At 61.3% G+C, this 16,061-nt stretch carries 10 protein-coding genes; 4 read left to right on the plus strand and 6 right to left on the minus strand.

Annotation, left to right across the window (positions count from 1 at the left end):
* Window positions 1-85 precede the first annotated feature (85 nt).
* Window positions 86-1,111: a protease SohB gene (sohB, locus tag M5B43_RS25255; RefSeq protein ID WP_248752614.1), complete on the minus strand. Its 1,026-nt coding sequence runs from the start codon at window positions 1,109-1,111 to the stop codon at window positions 86-88.
* 193 nt (window positions 1,112-1,304) lie between these two features.
* Between sohB and M5B43_RS25260 the strand changes: the two genes are divergently transcribed.
* Together M5B43_RS25260 and M5B43_RS25265 are read left to right on the plus strand one after the other, a co-directional pair.
* Window positions 1,305-2,015, plus strand: coding sequence for a histidine phosphatase family protein (locus tag M5B43_RS25260; RefSeq protein WP_248752615.1), 711 nt, complete (start codon window positions 1,305-1,307; stop codon window positions 2,013-2,015).
* A 56-nt stretch (window positions 2,016-2,071) separates the two neighbouring features.
* Window positions 2,072-2,386 carry an SCP2 sterol-binding domain-containing protein gene (locus M5B43_RS25265; RefSeq protein WP_155581976.1) on the plus strand — a complete coding sequence of 105 codons (315 nt, stop codon included), beginning with the start codon at window positions 2,072-2,074 and terminating at the stop codon, window positions 2,384-2,386.
* 185 nt (window positions 2,387-2,571) lie between these two features.
* On the opposite strand, the gene M5B43_RS25270 is transcribed toward M5B43_RS25265, so the two are convergent.
* Both M5B43_RS25270 and M5B43_RS25275 read right to left on the minus strand, forming a co-directional pair.
* Window positions 2,572-5,208 (minus strand): glucosidase, encoded by a 2,637-nt coding sequence (locus M5B43_RS25270; protein WP_248752616.1) that lies wholly within the window; start codon window positions 5,206-5,208, stop codon window positions 2,572-2,574.
* A 135-nt stretch (window positions 5,209-5,343) separates the two neighbouring features.
* A complete protein-coding gene (locus M5B43_RS25275; protein ID WP_248752617.1) occupies window positions 5,344-6,753 on the minus strand; it encodes an OprD family outer membrane porin in 1,410 nt (469 codons plus the stop codon).
* 287 nt (window positions 6,754-7,040) lie between these two features.
* On the opposite strand from M5B43_RS25275, the gene M5B43_RS25280 reads away from it, so the two are divergent.
* Window positions 7,041-8,417, plus strand: a complete 1,377-nt coding sequence (locus M5B43_RS25280; RefSeq protein WP_248752618.1) for a VOC family protein — start codon at window positions 7,041-7,043, stop codon at window positions 8,415-8,417.
* A gap of 135 nt (window positions 8,418-8,552) precedes the next feature.
* Here M5B43_RS25280 and M5B43_RS25285 read toward each other — a convergent pair whose 3' ends face one another.
* Window positions 8,553-8,780 carry a DUF465 domain-containing protein gene (locus tag M5B43_RS25285; RefSeq protein ID WP_248752619.1) on the minus strand — a complete coding sequence of 76 codons (228 nt, stop codon included), beginning with the start codon at window positions 8,778-8,780 and terminating at the stop codon, window positions 8,553-8,555.
* Between the two features lie 175 nt (window positions 8,781-8,955).
* Here M5B43_RS25285 and tkt point away from each other — a divergent pair, with 175 nt between their 5' ends.
* Complete coding sequence (gene tkt, locus M5B43_RS25290; protein ID WP_248752620.1) at window positions 8,956-11,013, plus strand: transketolase; 2,058 nt, start codon at window positions 8,956-8,958, stop codon at window positions 11,011-11,013.
* A gap of 743 nt (window positions 11,014-11,756) precedes the next feature.
* Here tkt and M5B43_RS25295 read toward each other — a convergent pair.
* Together M5B43_RS25295 and M5B43_RS25300 are read right to left on the minus strand one after the other, a co-directional pair.
* Window positions 11,757-14,276 carry an excinuclease ABC subunit UvrA gene (locus M5B43_RS25295; protein ID WP_248752621.1) on the minus strand — a complete coding sequence of 840 codons (2,520 nt, stop codon included), beginning with the start codon at window positions 14,274-14,276 and terminating at the stop codon, window positions 11,757-11,759.
* Window positions 14,273-15,985: an ATP-binding protein gene (locus M5B43_RS25300; RefSeq protein WP_248752622.1), complete on the minus strand. Its 1,713-nt coding sequence runs from the start codon at window positions 15,983-15,985 to the stop codon at window positions 14,273-14,275. Before M5B43_RS25300 ends, M5B43_RS25295 begins: the two co-directional genes overlap by 4 nt.
* Window positions 15,986-16,061 lie beyond the last annotated feature (76 nt).

Below are 16,061 nucleotides of genomic sequence, written 5' to 3' on the forward strand. Positions count from 1 at the left end.
AGTGACAGTCAATGCATCTGGGGCTGACCCACCGCCATCGGGAGCAAGCCCCCCCACAGGGGAGCGCATAGATTCTGAGGCTTGGTTACCAGAACCGCTGCTGGGTCAATCGGCTCCACCAGGTCAACAGCACCCGGTCCACCGAACCGCTGGCCGCCAGGCCCACACGCTCTTGCAGGCTTTTACGCTCGGCATAGTGCAGGTGGAACACATCGGCGGTCTTGACCTTGGTGGCCAGGTATTCATCACTGGTTTGCAATTCATCGACCAGTTGTTTGTCGAGGGCGGCAACACCCAACCACACTTCTCCGGTGGCCACCTCGTCAATCGCCAGCTGCGGGCGATAGCGCGAGACAAAGTTCTTGAACAACTGGTGGGTGATGTCCAGGTCTTCCTGGAACTTCTCGCGGCCCTTTTCGGTGTTTTCGCCAAATACCGTGAGGGTGCGTTTGTATTCACCGGCGGTGAGCACTTCAAAGTCGATGTCGTGCTTTTTCAGCAGCCGGTTGACGTTTGGCAATTGCGCCACCACGCCGATGGAACCAAGGATCGCAAACGGCGCGCTGATGATCTTCTCGCCGATGCACGCCATCATGTAACCGCCGCTGGCCGCGACCTTGTCGATGCATACGGTCAACGGCACGCCCGCCTGGCGGATGCGGGCCAGTTGCGACGAGGCCAGGCCATAGCTGTGCACCATGCCGCCGCCACTTTCCAGGCGCAGTACGACTTCGTCTTTCGGCGTAGCCAGGCTCAGCAGCGCAGTGATCTCATGACGCAGGCTCTCAGTGGCCGAGGCTTTGATGTCGCCGTCAAAATCCAGCACGAACACCCGTGGCTTGGCCTCGGGTTTTTTCTTGCTGTTCTTCTTTTCGGCTTTGCTTTCGGACTTGCGCAGGGCCTTGAGCTGGTCCTTGTCGAGCAGGGTCGACTCCAGGCGCTCGCGCAGCCCCTTGTAGAAATCGTTAAGCTTGCTGACCTGCAGTTGGCCGGCGGCTTTGCGACGACCTTTGCTGCGCAGTGCCGCGAAGCTGATCAATACCACCAGAATAGCGACCACCAGGGTGACGGTCTTCGCCAGAAAACTCGCGTATTCGGCCAAAAAATCCATATGTCTCCTTAAAGAATGCACGGCGCCAGGCGCGGATGGCCCAGCATACCGACGGCACCGCGTTCGGGCCAGTCATCAAACCGCCACCAGCGCGCCTCCAACGACCTTTTAAAACAAGCGTATGTTTTTTCATTGACAGCTCGAAGGCATCCTCATAACCTCGCCAGACTTTCAACGTACCGGGAAAACGGACGTGGGCAGCATCTATCTGATTCGACATGGCCAAGCCTCCTTCGGTGCAGACGACTATGACGTCCTGTCGCCCGTCGGTGTGGAGCAAGCGCAGGTACTCGGTCGCCACCTGGCCGACCTGGGCCTCACGTTCGACCGTTGTGTCTCGGGCGACCTGCGTCGCCAGCAGCACACCGCGACCGCCACCTTCAATCAATACAGCGCCCTGGGCCTGCCGGTTCCCCCCCTGGAAATCGACACGGCCTTCAACGAATTCGACGGCGAAGCAATCATCCGCGCCCTGCTCCCCGACCTGCTCACCACCGAGCCCCACGCCGTGGATATCCTGCGCAACGCCGCGCAAAACCGCAGCGAGTTCCAGCGCATCTTCGCGCTGATCATCGAGCGCTGGCTGGCGGGTACTTATGACCCTCCCGGGCTGGAAAGCTGGCTGGGGTTCGTCGAGCGTGTCCAGGGTGGCTTGCAGCGCCTTCTTGAAGCCGCCGACAACACCGACAAGATCGCCGTGTTTACCTCCGGCGGTACCATTACCGCCCTGCTCCACCTGATTACCCGAATGCCTGCCGCCCAGGCGTTCGAACTGAACTGGCAAATTGTTAACACCTCGCTCAACCAGCTGAAATTCCGCGGGCGCGAGGTGGCACTGGCTTCCTTCAACAGTCATACCCACTTGCAACTGTTGAAGGCGCCGCAGCTCATCACCTTCCGATGACTTGCGGCCAACCGTGACCCCAAGGTCACTGGACTCTACCTTAAAGGATCGAAACCATGACTGACGTAGCCAAAGCTGTAGAAGCAATGAAAGCCAAATTCAACCCAGCCGCTGCCGACGGCCTGGACCTGGTATTCGGTTTCCGTATCGACGACACCCAGAACTTCTCGCTGGTGGTGAAGGACAAGACCTGCGAACTGCTCGAAGGCGAAAACCCAGACGCCCAAGTGACCCTGGTCATGGACGGCGAGACCATGAAAGGCATCGTCGACGGCTCCACCGACGGCATGCAGGCCTTCATGGGTGGCAAACTGCGCACCGAAGGCGACATGATGCTGGCCATGAAACTGAGCGAGCTGTTCCCGGCCTGATTCAAGGGTGACCTTGAATCCCGATCCCGCCTTTGCCGGCGGGATTTTTTTTGCCTGCAATCTCAAACTCATGAGAGTCCCAATGTGGGAGGGGCTTGCTCCCGATGGGGTTGGCTCAGTAAACAGATCAGTGGCTGACACTCTGCTATCGGGAGCAAGCCCCCCCATTGTTTCGATGGCGTGGCTTAGGTTTTAGGTTGCAATAACAACGCCACCAACGCACTCCACCCCGTCTGATGTGAAGCCCCCAGCCCTCGCCCGGTGTCCCCATGGAAATACTCATGGAACAACACCAGATCGCGACTGGCCGGGTCCGCTTCGAGCTGCGCATAGGCGGCCATTGATGGCCTTGATCCGTTTTCATCCCTCAAGAACAGGCGGGTCAACCGCTGGCTGAGGCTGTCGGCCACTTCCTCCAAAGAGGCCAGGTAACCACTGCCGGTCGGGTATTCCACCGAAAAATTGTCGGCGTAGTACCGATGAAATTCACGCAGCGACTCGATCAGCATGTAGTTCACCGGCATCCACAGCGGCCCGCGCCAGTTGGAGTTGCCGCCGTACAAGCGAGAGTCGGATTCGCCAGGCTGGTAGCGCGCACACAGGGTGTTGCCGTTCATCTTCAGGGCCAGGGGCTGTTCAGCAAAAGCCTTGGACAAGGAGCGCACGCCAAAGGCCGACAAGAATTCGTGGTCATCCAGCATGCGCCGCAGCAGGTCCTTGGTGCGCTCACCGCGCAGCAACGCCAGCAGCAGACGGTTGCCCTGGCCGGGTTCGTTCCAGCGCGAAACCAGGCTGGCCAGGTCCGGCCGGTGGTGCATGAACCCCAACAGGCGTTCGCGCAAGCCCTTCAAGCCTTCATGCTCTCGCTGCTCCAGCACCAGCACCGCAAACAACGGCATCAGGCCGACAATGGAGCGCAGTCGCACCGGCTCGCTCTGGCCATCGGGACGGTGCAAGACGTCATAGAAGAACTGGTCGTGCTCGTCCCACAACCCTTCGGCGCTGTCGTCGACGCGGTTGATGGCGCCGGCGATATACAGGAAGTGTTCGAAAAACTTCACCGCAATATCGACGTACACGACATTACGCTTGGCCAGCTCCAGGCCGATGCGCATCAGGTCCAGGGCATAGGCCGCGACCCACGCCGTGCCATCGGCCTGATCCAGTTGGTAACCCGGCGGCAACGCAGCCGAGCGGTCGAACAAGGCAATATTGTCCAGCCCCAGAAAGCCTCCCTGGAACAGGTTGCGCCCCTCAGCATCCTTGCGGTTGACCCACCAGGAGAAATTCAGCAGCAGCTTGTGGAAGATCCGTTCGAGAAAATCCATGTCACCGACGCCCGTCAACGCCTTGTCCTGCTGGTACACCCGCCAACTGGCCCACGCATGCACCGGCGGGTTGGCGTCATCGAAGCGCCACTCATAAGCCGGCAACTGGCCATTGGGGTGCATGAAACGGTCCTTCACCAGCAGCAACAACTGTTGCTTGGCGAAGCCCGGGTCGATCAGCGCAAAGGCCACCGCCTGGAAACCCTGGTCCCACGAGGCGTACCACGGATACTCCCAGGTGTCGGGCATGGAGAGGATGTCGAAATTGGACAGGTGGCGCCAATGGGTATTGCGGATATGCAGGCGCTCGGGCGGCGGCGCGGGCTGGGCCGGGTCGCCGTCGAGCCACTGATTGACGTCGAAATAATACAGCTGCTTGGACCACAGCAAACCGGCCAGGGCCTGGCGCTGCACATTGCGCGCATCGTCATCGGCGATCCCCTGTTGCAAGGCCGCGTAAAACTCGTCGGCCTCTTGGCGACGCAGCTCAAACAGCTTGCGCGCGTTGACCTCGGGCGCGTCCGTCGGGGCAAACCGCAGGTAGAGGGTCTGGCTTTCCAGGCCCGCCAGCTCAAGGCAGAACCGCGCGGCAACCTTGGTACCCGCGTCCCGGCGAATCGCCGATTGCACGGCGTCCACCACGTAATCGTTGATGCCATCCTTGAACGGTCCCGGTGCCGGCTGCCCGTCCAATCGGGGGAAGTTGCTTTCGTTTTCGCAGAACAGCCATTCCACCCCCTCTTGCCCCCAGGCGCTGAGGTGCCGGTCAGGCAATGCATGATGGCGGGCCAGTACGTGCTCGCCTTCCCGTATCAACTGCGGTTTGGGCGCGTCATAGGTCCAGCTCCAGTCATTGCGCGCCCATGCCTGTGGCAGCACCTGCAGGCGCGTCGGCTGGTCCGAGCGGTTGTGCACGGTGACACGCATGAAAATATCGTCGGGCTGGTACTTGGCGTATTCGACACTGACATCGCAGTAACGGTTGTCTTCGAACACCCCGGTGTCGAGGATTTCGTACTCGGTATCCTCAAGCCCACGGCGGGCGTTTTCGCTGATCAGGTCGGCATAGGGAAAAGCTGCATGGGGGTATTTGTAGAGCATGCGCATGTAGGCATGGCTCGGCACGCCATCGACGAAGAAGTACAGTTCCTTGACGTCTTCACCGTGGTTACCTTCGGCGTTGTTGAGGCCGAACAGGCGCTCCTTGAGGATCGTGTCACGCTCGTTCCACAGGGCCAGGCCCAGGCACCAGCGCTGCGCCTTGTCGCTGAAACCCGCCAACCCGTCCTCGCCCCAACGGTAGGCACGGCTGCGGGCATGTTCATGGGGGAAGTAGGCCCAGGCGTCGCCGTCGGCGCTGTAGTCTTCGCGCACCGTACCCCATTGGCGTTCACTTAAGTACGGGCCCCACTCACGCCAACGCGCTGCGTCTTGAGTCGCCAGGCGCTGGCCTTCAGTCGTTTCAAGAATGCTGGTTACGGGTGTGGCCGTCATTGGGTCCTCCTTCACCTACAAAGTGAGGAGCAGTGTAGAACCCATCCACGCCCGGATGCACATGAAGACCAATCAGCGCGCAAAAAAAACAGCCGGCCGCTGACTCGGCGACCGGCTGTGTTGACTCGCGAGTGCTTAGAAGATCGCGTAGGTATAGTTGAAGATCAGGCGCGTTTGGTCCTGGTCGGCAGTACCGGTGTTGTGACCATGGTAGGTCCCGGTACGGAAGGTCGTACCGAAGCCTTTCAGCGGCCCTTCTTGCACGACGTAATCCAGGCGGAAGTCGGTTTCGTTTTCTTTCTGATCAGGGCCGCCGTCCACTTTGGACTTGATGCCCGTGCCGTCCAGGTAAGCCACGGAGGCTTTCAGGCCAGGTACGTAGGCTTTGAAGTCATAGGCATATTGACCGAAATTGACCTGCTCGCCCGCACGGGAGAACTGGCCAACCACCGCGTCGGTGAACAGGTAGAAGTCGCTGCCACCCGCGCCTTGCGGGTTCGGATCGGCAAGGCTGCCCTGGTTGACCCAGACGAAGCCACCGTCATTGCCCACGCCAATGTGGCCGAGCATGAGGCTGCTGCCGCCCAGCTGGTAGGTGAACGCGGCACTGTAGGTTTTGTTATCCACTTCGCCTGCGTGCTTGGCGTAGCCACCGTTGTTGTTGAACGCATAACCGGCCGAGCCGTTCTTGCCGTCGCTGGTGCTGTCGAAGTAGCGCAGGTCGGTCTTGAACGATTGGTCATTGCCCAACGGCAAGACGTGGACCAGGCCGAGATAGTTCTGTTTGTAGAAGTCTTCCAGGTTGGCGTAGTAGTACTGCAACGTCAGGTTTTTAGCGATGGCGTTATCGGACGAGCCAAACGGTTTGTAGTCCACACCGCCGAACTTGAAGCTGTCGCTGTCACGGGTGGCACCGGCCACGCTGAGGCCCGTGGAATTGCTCGACGCACGCCCTTCCACCTTGTTCAGTTCACCGCCGGTGAAGGTCACGTTTGGAATGTCGTTGGAGGTGAGGATGCCGCCGTCAAAGGTCTGCGGCGCCACACGGCTGTCGTTGGAGACCAGGATCGGCAACACCGGGGCCAAGCCACCACCGACGTGCAACTCTGTCTGGGAAATGCGGAACTTCACGTTACCCGCAGCACGGCCGAACGCGTCGGCGGGCTCAGTGCCGTTGTTCTTGGTCGGGAAGAAGCTGTTGCCGTTACCCGCCAGGCCGGTACCTGCGGTGTGGCCATCGCCACCGTCCAGGCGCAGGGCGCCGAACGCCATGACGTCGAAACCGACACCAACGGTGCCTTGGGTGAAGCCGGACTTGTAGTCAAAGCGCAGCATCTGGGCGGCTTCGCGCAGGTCGTTCGCGGTCCCCGAGCGAACGTCAGCGTTGTAGTACATGGTCCGCGAGCTGATAGACGCATGGCTGTCTTCGAGAAAACCGCTGTGACCGGTGCCGGTGCCGAGAGAGCCGAGCCCAAAATCATCAGCGCACGCTTGTTGTGCAAGCACGGCGGCGGTGATGGATAACGCCAGTGTAGAAATTTTCATTAACGACGGCCCCTAAACATATTTTTATGTGCGTGGTGTGCAGAACGGCTTTCATCCCTATGAACGTAACGATTGTTTCATGCGGACCTGAGCGGACCTCGTGAAGAATTTGTTAGAAAAGTCCGTCGAAAATGAAATTTTGTAGCCATCGTTTTTTGTCACATTCACGTCATTTCATTCATTTGCAGAATGAAGTCCAGAGGATTCTTCGTTTGCAAGCTGCCCCGCCGCCCAACAAAATCCAGAGAAAAGCCACTGTCACCGTCATAGCCATCAGGAATTTTTCTATGCCCACCACCGCCCATGTCAGCCCTGACGACATCCGCAAAGGCTTCTCCAAGGCCATGTCCGACATGTACCGAGATGAAGTTCCGCTGTATGGCGCGCTGATGGCGCTGGTGGCCGAGACCAATGCCCGCGTACTTGACGCCGAACCGGGCCTGGCACAACAGCTGCAACGCACCGGGGAAATCCAGCGCCTGGACAGGGAGCGCCACGGTGCCATCCGCCTGGGCACCGCCGCCGAACTGGCAACCATCAGCCGCCTGTTTGCAGTGATGGGCATGCAGCCGGTGGGCTACTACGACCTGACGCCGGCCGGTGTGCCAGTGCATTCCACCGCCTTTCGCGCCGTGCATGAACGCTCGCTGCAAACCAGTCCGTTTCGCGTGTTCACCTCGTTGTTGCGCCTGGAGCTGATCGAGGACCTCGACGTGCGTGCCTTTGCCGAAACCGCCCTGGCCAAGCGCTCGATCTTTACCCCCGGCGCCTTGGCGTTGATCGAACAGTGCGAAAAAGAGGGGGGCCTGAATACCCATGACGCCGACGAATTTATCCGCCAGGCCCTGGAGACCTTCCGCTGGCACCACACGGCCACGGTCACGGGCGCGCAGTACCAGCAACTCAGCGACCAGCACCGCCTGGTTGCCGACGTCGTCGCCTTCAAGGGCCCGCACATCAATCACCTCACCCCTCGAACCCTGGACATCGACCAGGTGCAGGCCGCCATGCCCGGCAAAGGCATCACGCCCAAGGCGGTGATCGAAGGCCCACCTCGGCGCCAGTGCCCGATCCTGTTGCGCCAGACCAGCTTCAAGGCGCTGGATGAACCCATCGCCTTCACTGACGCCCAAGGCAGCCACAGCGCCCGCTTCGGCGAAATTGAACAACGCGGCGTCGCGCTGACGCCCAAAGGCCGTGCCCTGTACGACCAGTTGCTGAACGCCGCACGCGATGAACTTGGCACGTTTCCCAACGAGTCCAACGCCGCGCGTTATGTGCAATTGATGGAACAGCACTTCCAAGCCTTCCCCGATCACCACGGGCCAATGCGCGAGCAAGGCTTGGCATACTTCCGCTACTTCACCACCGAGCAAGGCTTGGCCGCACGCGGCCAGCCCGACCAACCCCGCACGCTGGACGCACTGGTCAGCGCCGGCCATGTGGCGGTAGAGCCGTTGGTGTATGAAGATTTTCTGCCGGTGAGTGCGGCGGGGATCTTTCAGTCAAACCTGGGGGATGCCGCGCAGAGTCACTACGCCGCCAATTCGAACCAGGCGCAGTTCGAGCAGGCGCTGGGCCGCAAGACTATTGATGAGTTGACGCTGTATGACCAGACGCAGCAGCGCTCCATTGATGAATGCCTGGGCACACTGCTGGGATGAAATGAGGGTGCCCGCCCGGCTCACCAGCGCAATCCTTGCGCCGCAACAGTCCCCAGAGCCGGGTGGACGGGAGGCATCATAAGGACTGACTCCGCAGATGTCCCCCAGGCAAATCTGAACAAATATTGCGGCGGCTCACACGCCCAGGAGCGCTGCAATTTTGTCTTTGAGCAACAACCGTTTCTTCTTCAGCTTCTCTACATCCTGGTCGCTGGCGCTGGCCTTTTCCGCACCCAGCACCTCTGCGTCGGCCGCGTCATAGCGAGCGAATAAAGAGTCCAGCCGTTTATCGCTCGCCCTGTGCTTGTGAACCTCTTCCTTGCTCAACCCCAAGTCCTGATACAGGTCGTGTTTCACTGGCATGGCGTACCTCCACAAGTTGATCAATGGCCTACGCTGTTGAAGCTAGCCCATTGCAACGGGTCTTGTCATGTTCGAGGTCAATAGAATCCCGTTCGTCGCGACACCGACAATGGGATCAAACCTTTGCCGTGCCCTGCCCTCCACTGTAGATCGCCACCCGAGGGAGACCGGTTTCATGAATCAAGCTGCCACCGCTGTCGACACCCAATGCATCAACACAATTCGCACCCTGGCCATGGACGCCGTGCAGAAGGCCAATTCCGGCCACCCTGGCACTCCCATGGGCCTGGCGCCGGTGGGGTACACGTTGTGGAGCCGCTTCCTGCGGTTTCACCCGGAGCATCCCGATTGGCCCAACCGTGACCGCTTTGTGTTGTCGGTGGGCCATGCGTCAATGCTGTTGTATTCGTTGCTGCACCTGGCCGGCGTGGTCGAGATCGATGCGCACGGCAAGCGCTCCGGCCAACCGGCGATCAGCCTGGACGATATCAAGCAGTTCCGCCAGATGGGTTCCAAGACCCCGGGCCATCCCGAGTACCGCATGACCACCGGCGTGGAAACCACCACCGGCCCACTCGGCCAGGGGTGCGCCAACAGCGTGGGCATGGCCATGGCCGAGCGTTGGCTGGGCCAGCGCTTCAACCGCGACGGCCAGGTGCTGTTCGACTACGACGTCTACACCCTGTGCGGCGACGGCGACATGATGGAAGGCATCAGCAGCGAAGCGGCATCGCTGGCCGGGCACTTGAAGCTGGATAACCTGTGCTGGATCTACGACAACAACACCATCAGCATCGAGGGCCACACTGAGCTGGCGTTCAGCGAAGACGTGAGCAAGCGCTTCCAGGCTTATGGCTGGCACACGTTGCACGTCACCGACGCCAATGACCTGCAGGCGTTGAGCGCGGCGCTGGCGACGTTCAAGACCAATACCGGCGCGCCGACCCTGATCGTGGTCGACAGCGTGATCGGCTACGGTTCGCCGCATAAACACAACACCGCTGCGGCCCATGGCGAGCCGTTGGGCGAGGAAGAAATCCGCCTGACCAAAGCCGCGTATGGCTGGCCGCAAGACGCCAGCTTCCTGGTGCCCGACGCCGCCCGCACGGTGCTGCGTGATGCACTGCTCGAGCGCGCCGAGCCGCTGTACGCACAATGGAAACAGGCCCTGGCCGCCCTCGACCCACAACTGGCCGACGAACTGCGGCGAATGCGCGCCGGGGAAATGCCCGAGCAATGGCAGGCGCAATTGCCCAGCTTTGCGGCGGATGCCAAGGGCATCGCCAGCCGGGCGTCCGGCGGCGAGGTGCTGAATGCCTTCGCCCAGCACATCCCTTGGCTGCTGGGGGGCTCGGCAGATTTGTCGCCCTCGACCAAAACCAACCTCACCTTTGACGGCGCCGGGCGCTTCAGTGCCGAGGACTACAGCGGGCGCAACCTGCACTTTGGCATCCGTGAACACGCCATGGGCGCGATTGCCAATGGTATGGCGCTGTCCTACCTGCGCCCCTACACCTCGACGTTCCTGGTGTTCAGCGACTACATGAAACCGCCGATCCGCCTGGCAGCGATCATGGAATTGCCGGTGGTGTTCGTGTTTACCCATGACTCGATTGGCGTGGGTGAGGACGGGCCGACACACCAACCTATCGAGCACCTGACCCAGCTGCGCGCCACCCCGGGGCTGCTGACCCTGCGCCCGGGCGATGCGAATGAAACCCTGGAACTGTGGAAGGTGGCCCTGGCCCAAACCCATCGACCGAGCTGCATGGTGTTGTCACGGCAAGCATTGCCGACCTTGGATCGTACGAAATACGCCAGCGCCCGTGGCGCGGCCAAGGGCGCCTATGTGCTGGCCGGCGCTGATGCGCCCAACGTCCTGCTGTTGGCAACGGGCAGTGAAGTCAGCCTTGCGGTGGCCGCCTATGAGCAACTGAAAAGCGAAGGGATTGCCGCGCAAGTGGTTTCAATGCCGAGCTGGGAACTGTTTGAAGACCAGGACGCGACTTACCGCGACAGCGTGCTGCCACCTGCGGTGAAAGCCCGAGTGGTGGTGGAACAGGCCGGCCCTCTGGGTTGGGACCGCTATGTCGGGCAAACCGGCGCCAAAGTGGTGATGAACAGCTTTGGCGCATCGGCCCCACTGCCCAAGTTGCAGGAGAAGTTCGGGTTTACGGTGGAGCATGTGGTGAAGCTAGCCAAGCAACAAATCCAGCACAACCTGGCTGAATAAACACCCTCCCTGTGGAAGGGGGCTTGCCACTACCCAGGTTGCAGGAAAGATTCGGGTTTACGGGCCAACCACCAAATCCCGCACAACCGCACTGAATAAACACCATCCCTGTGGGAGGGGGCTTGCTCCCGATGGCAGTGGATCAGCCAGTATATGAGCGGGCTGACACCGCTATCGGGAGCAAGCCCCCTCCCACACTTGCCACTGCCCAGGTTGCAGGGAAAATTCGGATTTACGGGCCAAACACCAAATCCCGCACAACCGCACTGAATAAACACCATCCCTGTGGGAGGGGGCTTGCTCCCGATGGCGGTGGATCAGCCAATATATGAGCGGGCTGACACACCGCTATCGGGAGCAAGCCCCCTCCCACACTTGCCACTGCCCAGGTTGCAGGAAAAATTCGGATTTACGGGCCAACCACCAAATCCCGCACAACTGCACTGAATAAACACCATCCTGTGGGAGGGAGCTTGCTCCCGATGGCAGTGGATCAGCCAATATATGAGCGGGCTGACACACCGCTATCGGGAGCAAGCCCCCTCCCACACTTGCCACTGCCCAGGTTGCAGGAAAAATTCGGGTTTACGGGCCAACCACCAAATCCCGCACAACTGCACTGAATAAACACCATCCTGTGGGAGGGGGCTTGCTCCCGATGGCGGTGGTTCAGCCAACATATGAGCGGGCTGACACACTGCTATCGGGAACAAGCCCCTCCTGCATTTGATCGGCGTTGACTGCTAGGTCAGCGCTCGAGCCAGAAACGGCGCAGTGCGGCTGTTCGTGTTCTTGGCGACGGTCTGCGGTGCACCACACGCCACGACCTTGCCGCCCGAATCCCCTGCCCCCGGGCCGATATCGATCACCCAGTCACTCTGGGCCACCACGCGCATTTCATGCTCGACCACAATCACCGTGTGCCCTGCGTTCACCAGTTGGTTCAGTTGGCTGAGCAACCGGTCGACATCCCGTGGATGCAAGCCGGTCGTCGGCTCGTCAAGCACGTATAACGTGGCGCCCCGCGCATTGCGTTGCAGCTCGGTGGCGAGCTTGATGCGTTGCGCTTCGCCACCGGAGAGTTCGGTGGCCGGCTGGCCAAGGCACAGATACCCCAGGCCAATATCGCGCAGCACCTGCAATGAGCGCAGCACGCCGGGCTGTTCGGCAAACACCTCGACCGCCTGCTCAACCGTCAGCCCCAGCACCTGGGCGATGTTCAAGCCTTGCCAGGTGACGGCCAAGGTTTGGGGGTTATACCGCGCGCCGTGGCAGGTCGGGCATGGCGCGTACACGCTGGGCATGAACAGCAGTTCAACGCTGACAAACCCTTCACCCTCGCAGTTCGGGCAACGGCCCTTGGCGACGTTGAACGAAAACTGCCCGGCGTCGTAATGCTGCTGCTTGGCAGCCGGCGTGGCGGCGAACAATTTGCGCACGTTGTCGAACAACCCGGTGTAGGTTGCCAGGTTAGAGCGCGGCGTGCGGCCAATGGGTTTCTGGTCCACCTGCACCAGGCGGCGGATGTGCTCCAGCCCGGCGCTGATACGCCCGCCGCTGGTTTGTGGGGCATCGTCTTCCAAACTCGGCTCGTCGTCATTTTCCAGCACGCGACCGAGGCCGCTGCCTACCAACTCCAACAGCGCCTGGCTGACCAGGCTGGATTTACCCGAGCCGGAAATCCCCGTCACCGCCGTGAAGCAGCCCAACGGAAAATCCACCTGCAGATTACTCAGGTTATTGCGCGTGACCTCCTCAAGCTTCAACCAGCCGCCGGGTTCGCGGCGTGCTGAATTCGCCGGGCGCGGTTCGGCAAACAAGTATTCGCGGGTTTGCGACGCCTGCACCTGCGCCAGGCCCGCAGGCGGGCCGCTGTACAGCACCTGCCCGCCATGCTCGCCGGCGGCTGGGCCTACGTCGATCAGCCAGTCGGCGCGGCGCATGGTTTCCAGGTCGTGCTCCACCACAAACAATGAATTACCCGCCGCTTTCAAGCGTTCCAATGCGCTGAACAGCGCCTCACCATCCGCCGGGTGCAGGCCCGCCGAAGGCTCATCCAACACATAGATGACCCCGAACAACTGCGAGCCCAACTGAGTGGCCAGGCGCAGGCGCTGCAACTCCCCGGACGACAACGTCGGTGTGCTGCGCTCCAGGGACAGATAACCCAGGCCCAACTCGACCAAGGTGCTGACCCGCTCCAGCAAATCCTCAGCGATACGCTGCGCAGCGAGGCGTTTCTCCACCGACAGCTTCATCGTGTCCTGCCCCGCGGCCACCGGCCTTAGCCGCTCGGCCAACTGCACCAGGGACAGTTGCGACAACTCGCCGATGTCCACGCCGGCAAACTTCACCGACAGCGCCGCCTGGGTCAGGCGCTTGCCCTCGCACATCGGGCAGGCGCTGCCTTGCATGAACTGCGACACGCGCTTTTTCATCAGCGCGCTTTGGGTATGGGCGAAGGTATGCAGGATATAGCGCCGTGCGCCACTGAACGTGCCCTGATAGCTGGGCTCGAGCTTGCGTTTCAACGCATCGCGGGTCTGCTGCGGGGTGAGGCCGGCGTACACCGGCACGGTGGGGGTTTCTTCGGTGAACAAGATCCAGTCGCGCTGTTTTTTCGGCAGGTCGCGCCACGGGATATCCACGTTATAGCCCAGGGTCACGAGGATATCGCGCAGGTTCTGCCCCTGCCACGCCAACGGCCATGACGCCACCGCCCGCTGGCGAATGCTCAAGGACGGATCGGGCACCATCAGCGCCTCCGTCACTTCATACACACGGCCCAGGCCGTGGCATTGCGGGCACGCGCCCTGGGGCAGGTTCGGCGAAAAGTCCTCGGCATACAGCATGGCCTGGCCTGGCGGGTAGCTGCCGGCCCGGGAATAGAGCATGCGGATCAAGCTCGACAAGGTGGTGACACTGCCTACCGATGAACGCGCACTCGGCGTACCCCGTTGCTGTTGCAGGGCCACGGCGGGAGGCAAGCCCTCGATGCTGTCCACATCCGGCACGCCGACCTGATCGATGAGGCGCCGCGCATAGGGCGCCACCGATTCGAAATATCGGCGCTGAGCCTCGGCATACACCGTGGAAAACGCCAGGGACGACTTGCCGGAACCGGACACGCCGGTGAACACCACCAGTGCATCCCGCGGGATATCCACATCGACGTTGCGCAAGTTATGTTCGCGGGCGCCACGCACCCGCACGAAACCCTGAGGCTGGGCAGTGATCTGAGGAATGTTGCGCTGTGACGTCATGGACAACCTTGCCTGGCGTTGAGCACCGTGCGCACACGTTGCGCCAGGGCCTCGGGACTGTAGGGTTTGCTCAGCAGGTGAATATCGGCGCTGAGCAAATGATTGCTGGAAAGAATGTCGCGGGTGTGGCCCGAGGTGAACAGCACGGCCACGGGCGGGTTCTGTGCGCGGGCCCAGTCGGCAAGGTCAGTGCTTTTGACCCGACCCGGCATCACCACATCGGTAAAGATCAGGTCCGGCCGCGCGCCGCCCTGCAACGTCTGTATCGCACGGTCGCCGTCCTCGGCGCAGAGCACCGTATACCCCGACTGTTGCAGCAACTCGACGACAGTCAGGCGTACGCCTTCGTTGTCTTCGACCACCAGGATAGTTTCCTGGCCAATGCAATCGAGCCCCCCCTCGCTGCACACATCGGCGCTTTCCGGCTCCAGGCTGTGGGGGAAATACATCTGCACCACTGAGCCCTTGCCTTGCTCGCTCCACACCTCCACATGCCCGCCACTTTGGCGCACAAAGCCGAACACCATGCTCAACCCCAGGCCGGTGCCCTGCCCTTCGCGCTTGGTGGTAAAGAACGGCTCGAAGGCACGCTTGAGCACCTCCGGTGGCATGCCAATACCGGTGTCGGTCACAGCCAGGCGCACGTACTCACCCGGCTTGACGCTTTTACCGATGCAATCGCCCGGGTTGAGGAGGATGTTTTCCCCGGTGATGCGAATCACACCCTCGCCTTGCATGGCATCCCGGGCATTGATCGCCAGGTTGAGCAGCGCGTTTTCCAGCTGGTTGCGGTCGACGTTGATGCACCAGGCGTCCTGGGGCAGTTGCACGTCGATATGAATGGTTTCCCCCAGCGCCCGTTGCAGCAGCTCACCTAGACCTGCATAGATGCGTTGCGGGTTGTACACCGCCGGCGACAACGGCTGGCGACGGGCAAAGGCCAACAGTTGCGACGACAGCTTGGCCCCACGCTCTACCGCCGCAATGGCCGCCGTGACGCGGCGTTGCACCTGGGCATTGTCGGGCTCATGCCGGGCCAGCAAGTGCAGGTTACCGGCGATCACTTGCAGCAGGTTATTGAAGTCGTGAGCCACACCACCGGTCAGGCCGCCGATCGCCTCCAGCTTCTGCGACTGGCGCAACTGGTCCTCAGCAGCGGAACGCGCCTGCACTTCGGCCGCCACGCGCTGCTCCAGGTTATGGGTGAGTTCCTGGCGCACCTGCTCGGACTTCACCAGTTCCGTGGTCTCCACCACCAGCGCCAGCACCCCGGCCGGTTGCTGGTTGTCCCCGGCAACGGGGCTGTAATAGAGATCCAGCCACACGGTTTCCGGCTTGCCGTTGCGCAACAGCACCAGGTCCTTGTTGTTGAACGACAAGGTGCCGCCGGCCAGGCAGGTGTCCACCACATGGCGGTTGAACTCGGCCACTTCCGGCCAACCCAGCTCCACGGGCGTGCCCAGCAAGTACGGGTGGCGGCCACCGGCAAATACCGAATAGCTGTCGTTGTAGATCATGTACCCCGCACGCCCCCACAGCATCACCATCGGCAAGGGTGAAGCCAGCATCATTTGCACGGTGCAGGCCAGGCTGGTGGACCACTGGTCAAGAGGCCCCAGGTCAGTGGCCGACCAGTCGAACGCGCGAATCCGCTGGGCCATTTCACCGGCCCAACCTTCACAGCCGTGGGAGTTGGATAAAAATTGCATCGTTGGGCTCTACGCAAAGAAGAAACAGTCGCAAGCGTTGGAGCACGCCGGACAGGGATGGTTTCACCGGTGTGCG

Source organism: Pseudomonas sp. MWU15-20650, assembly GCF_023242475.1.
GTDB lineage: Bacteria > Pseudomonadota > Gammaproteobacteria > Pseudomonadales > Pseudomonadaceae > Aquipseudomonas.

Excerpts from the sequence above, each read along its gene's own strand:
- M5B43_RS25295 (WP_248752621.1), bottom strand. The coding sequence starts at position 14,276 with ATGACGTCACAGCGCAACATTCCTCAGATCACTGCCCAGCCTCAGGGT.
- M5B43_RS25270 (WP_248752616.1), bottom strand. The coding sequence starts at position 5,208 with ATGACGGCCACACCCGTAACCAGCATTCTTGAAACGACTGAAGGCCAG.
- M5B43_RS25265 (WP_155581976.1), top strand. The coding sequence starts at position 2,072 with ATGACTGACGTAGCCAAAGCTGTAGAAGCAATGAAAGCCAAATTCAAC.
- M5B43_RS25285 (WP_248752619.1), bottom strand. The coding sequence starts at position 8,780 with ATGCCAGTGAAACACGACCTGTATCAGGACTTGGGGTTGAGCAAGGAA.
- M5B43_RS25300 (WP_248752622.1), bottom strand. The coding sequence starts at position 15,985 with ATGCAATTTTTATCCAACTCCCACGGCTGTGAAGGTTGGGCCGGTGAA.
- tkt (WP_248752620.1), top strand. The coding sequence starts at position 8,956 with ATGAATCAAGCTGCCACCGCTGTCGACACCCAATGCATCAACACAATT.
- M5B43_RS25275 (WP_248752617.1), bottom strand. The coding sequence starts at position 6,753 with ATGAAAATTTCTACACTGGCGTTATCCATCACCGCCGCCGTGCTTGCA.
- sohB (WP_248752614.1), bottom strand. The coding sequence starts at position 1,111 with ATGGATTTTTTGGCCGAATACGCGAGTTTTCTGGCGAAGACCGTCACC.
- M5B43_RS25280 (WP_248752618.1), top strand. The coding sequence starts at position 7,041 with ATGCCCACCACCGCCCATGTCAGCCCTGACGACATCCGCAAAGGCTTC.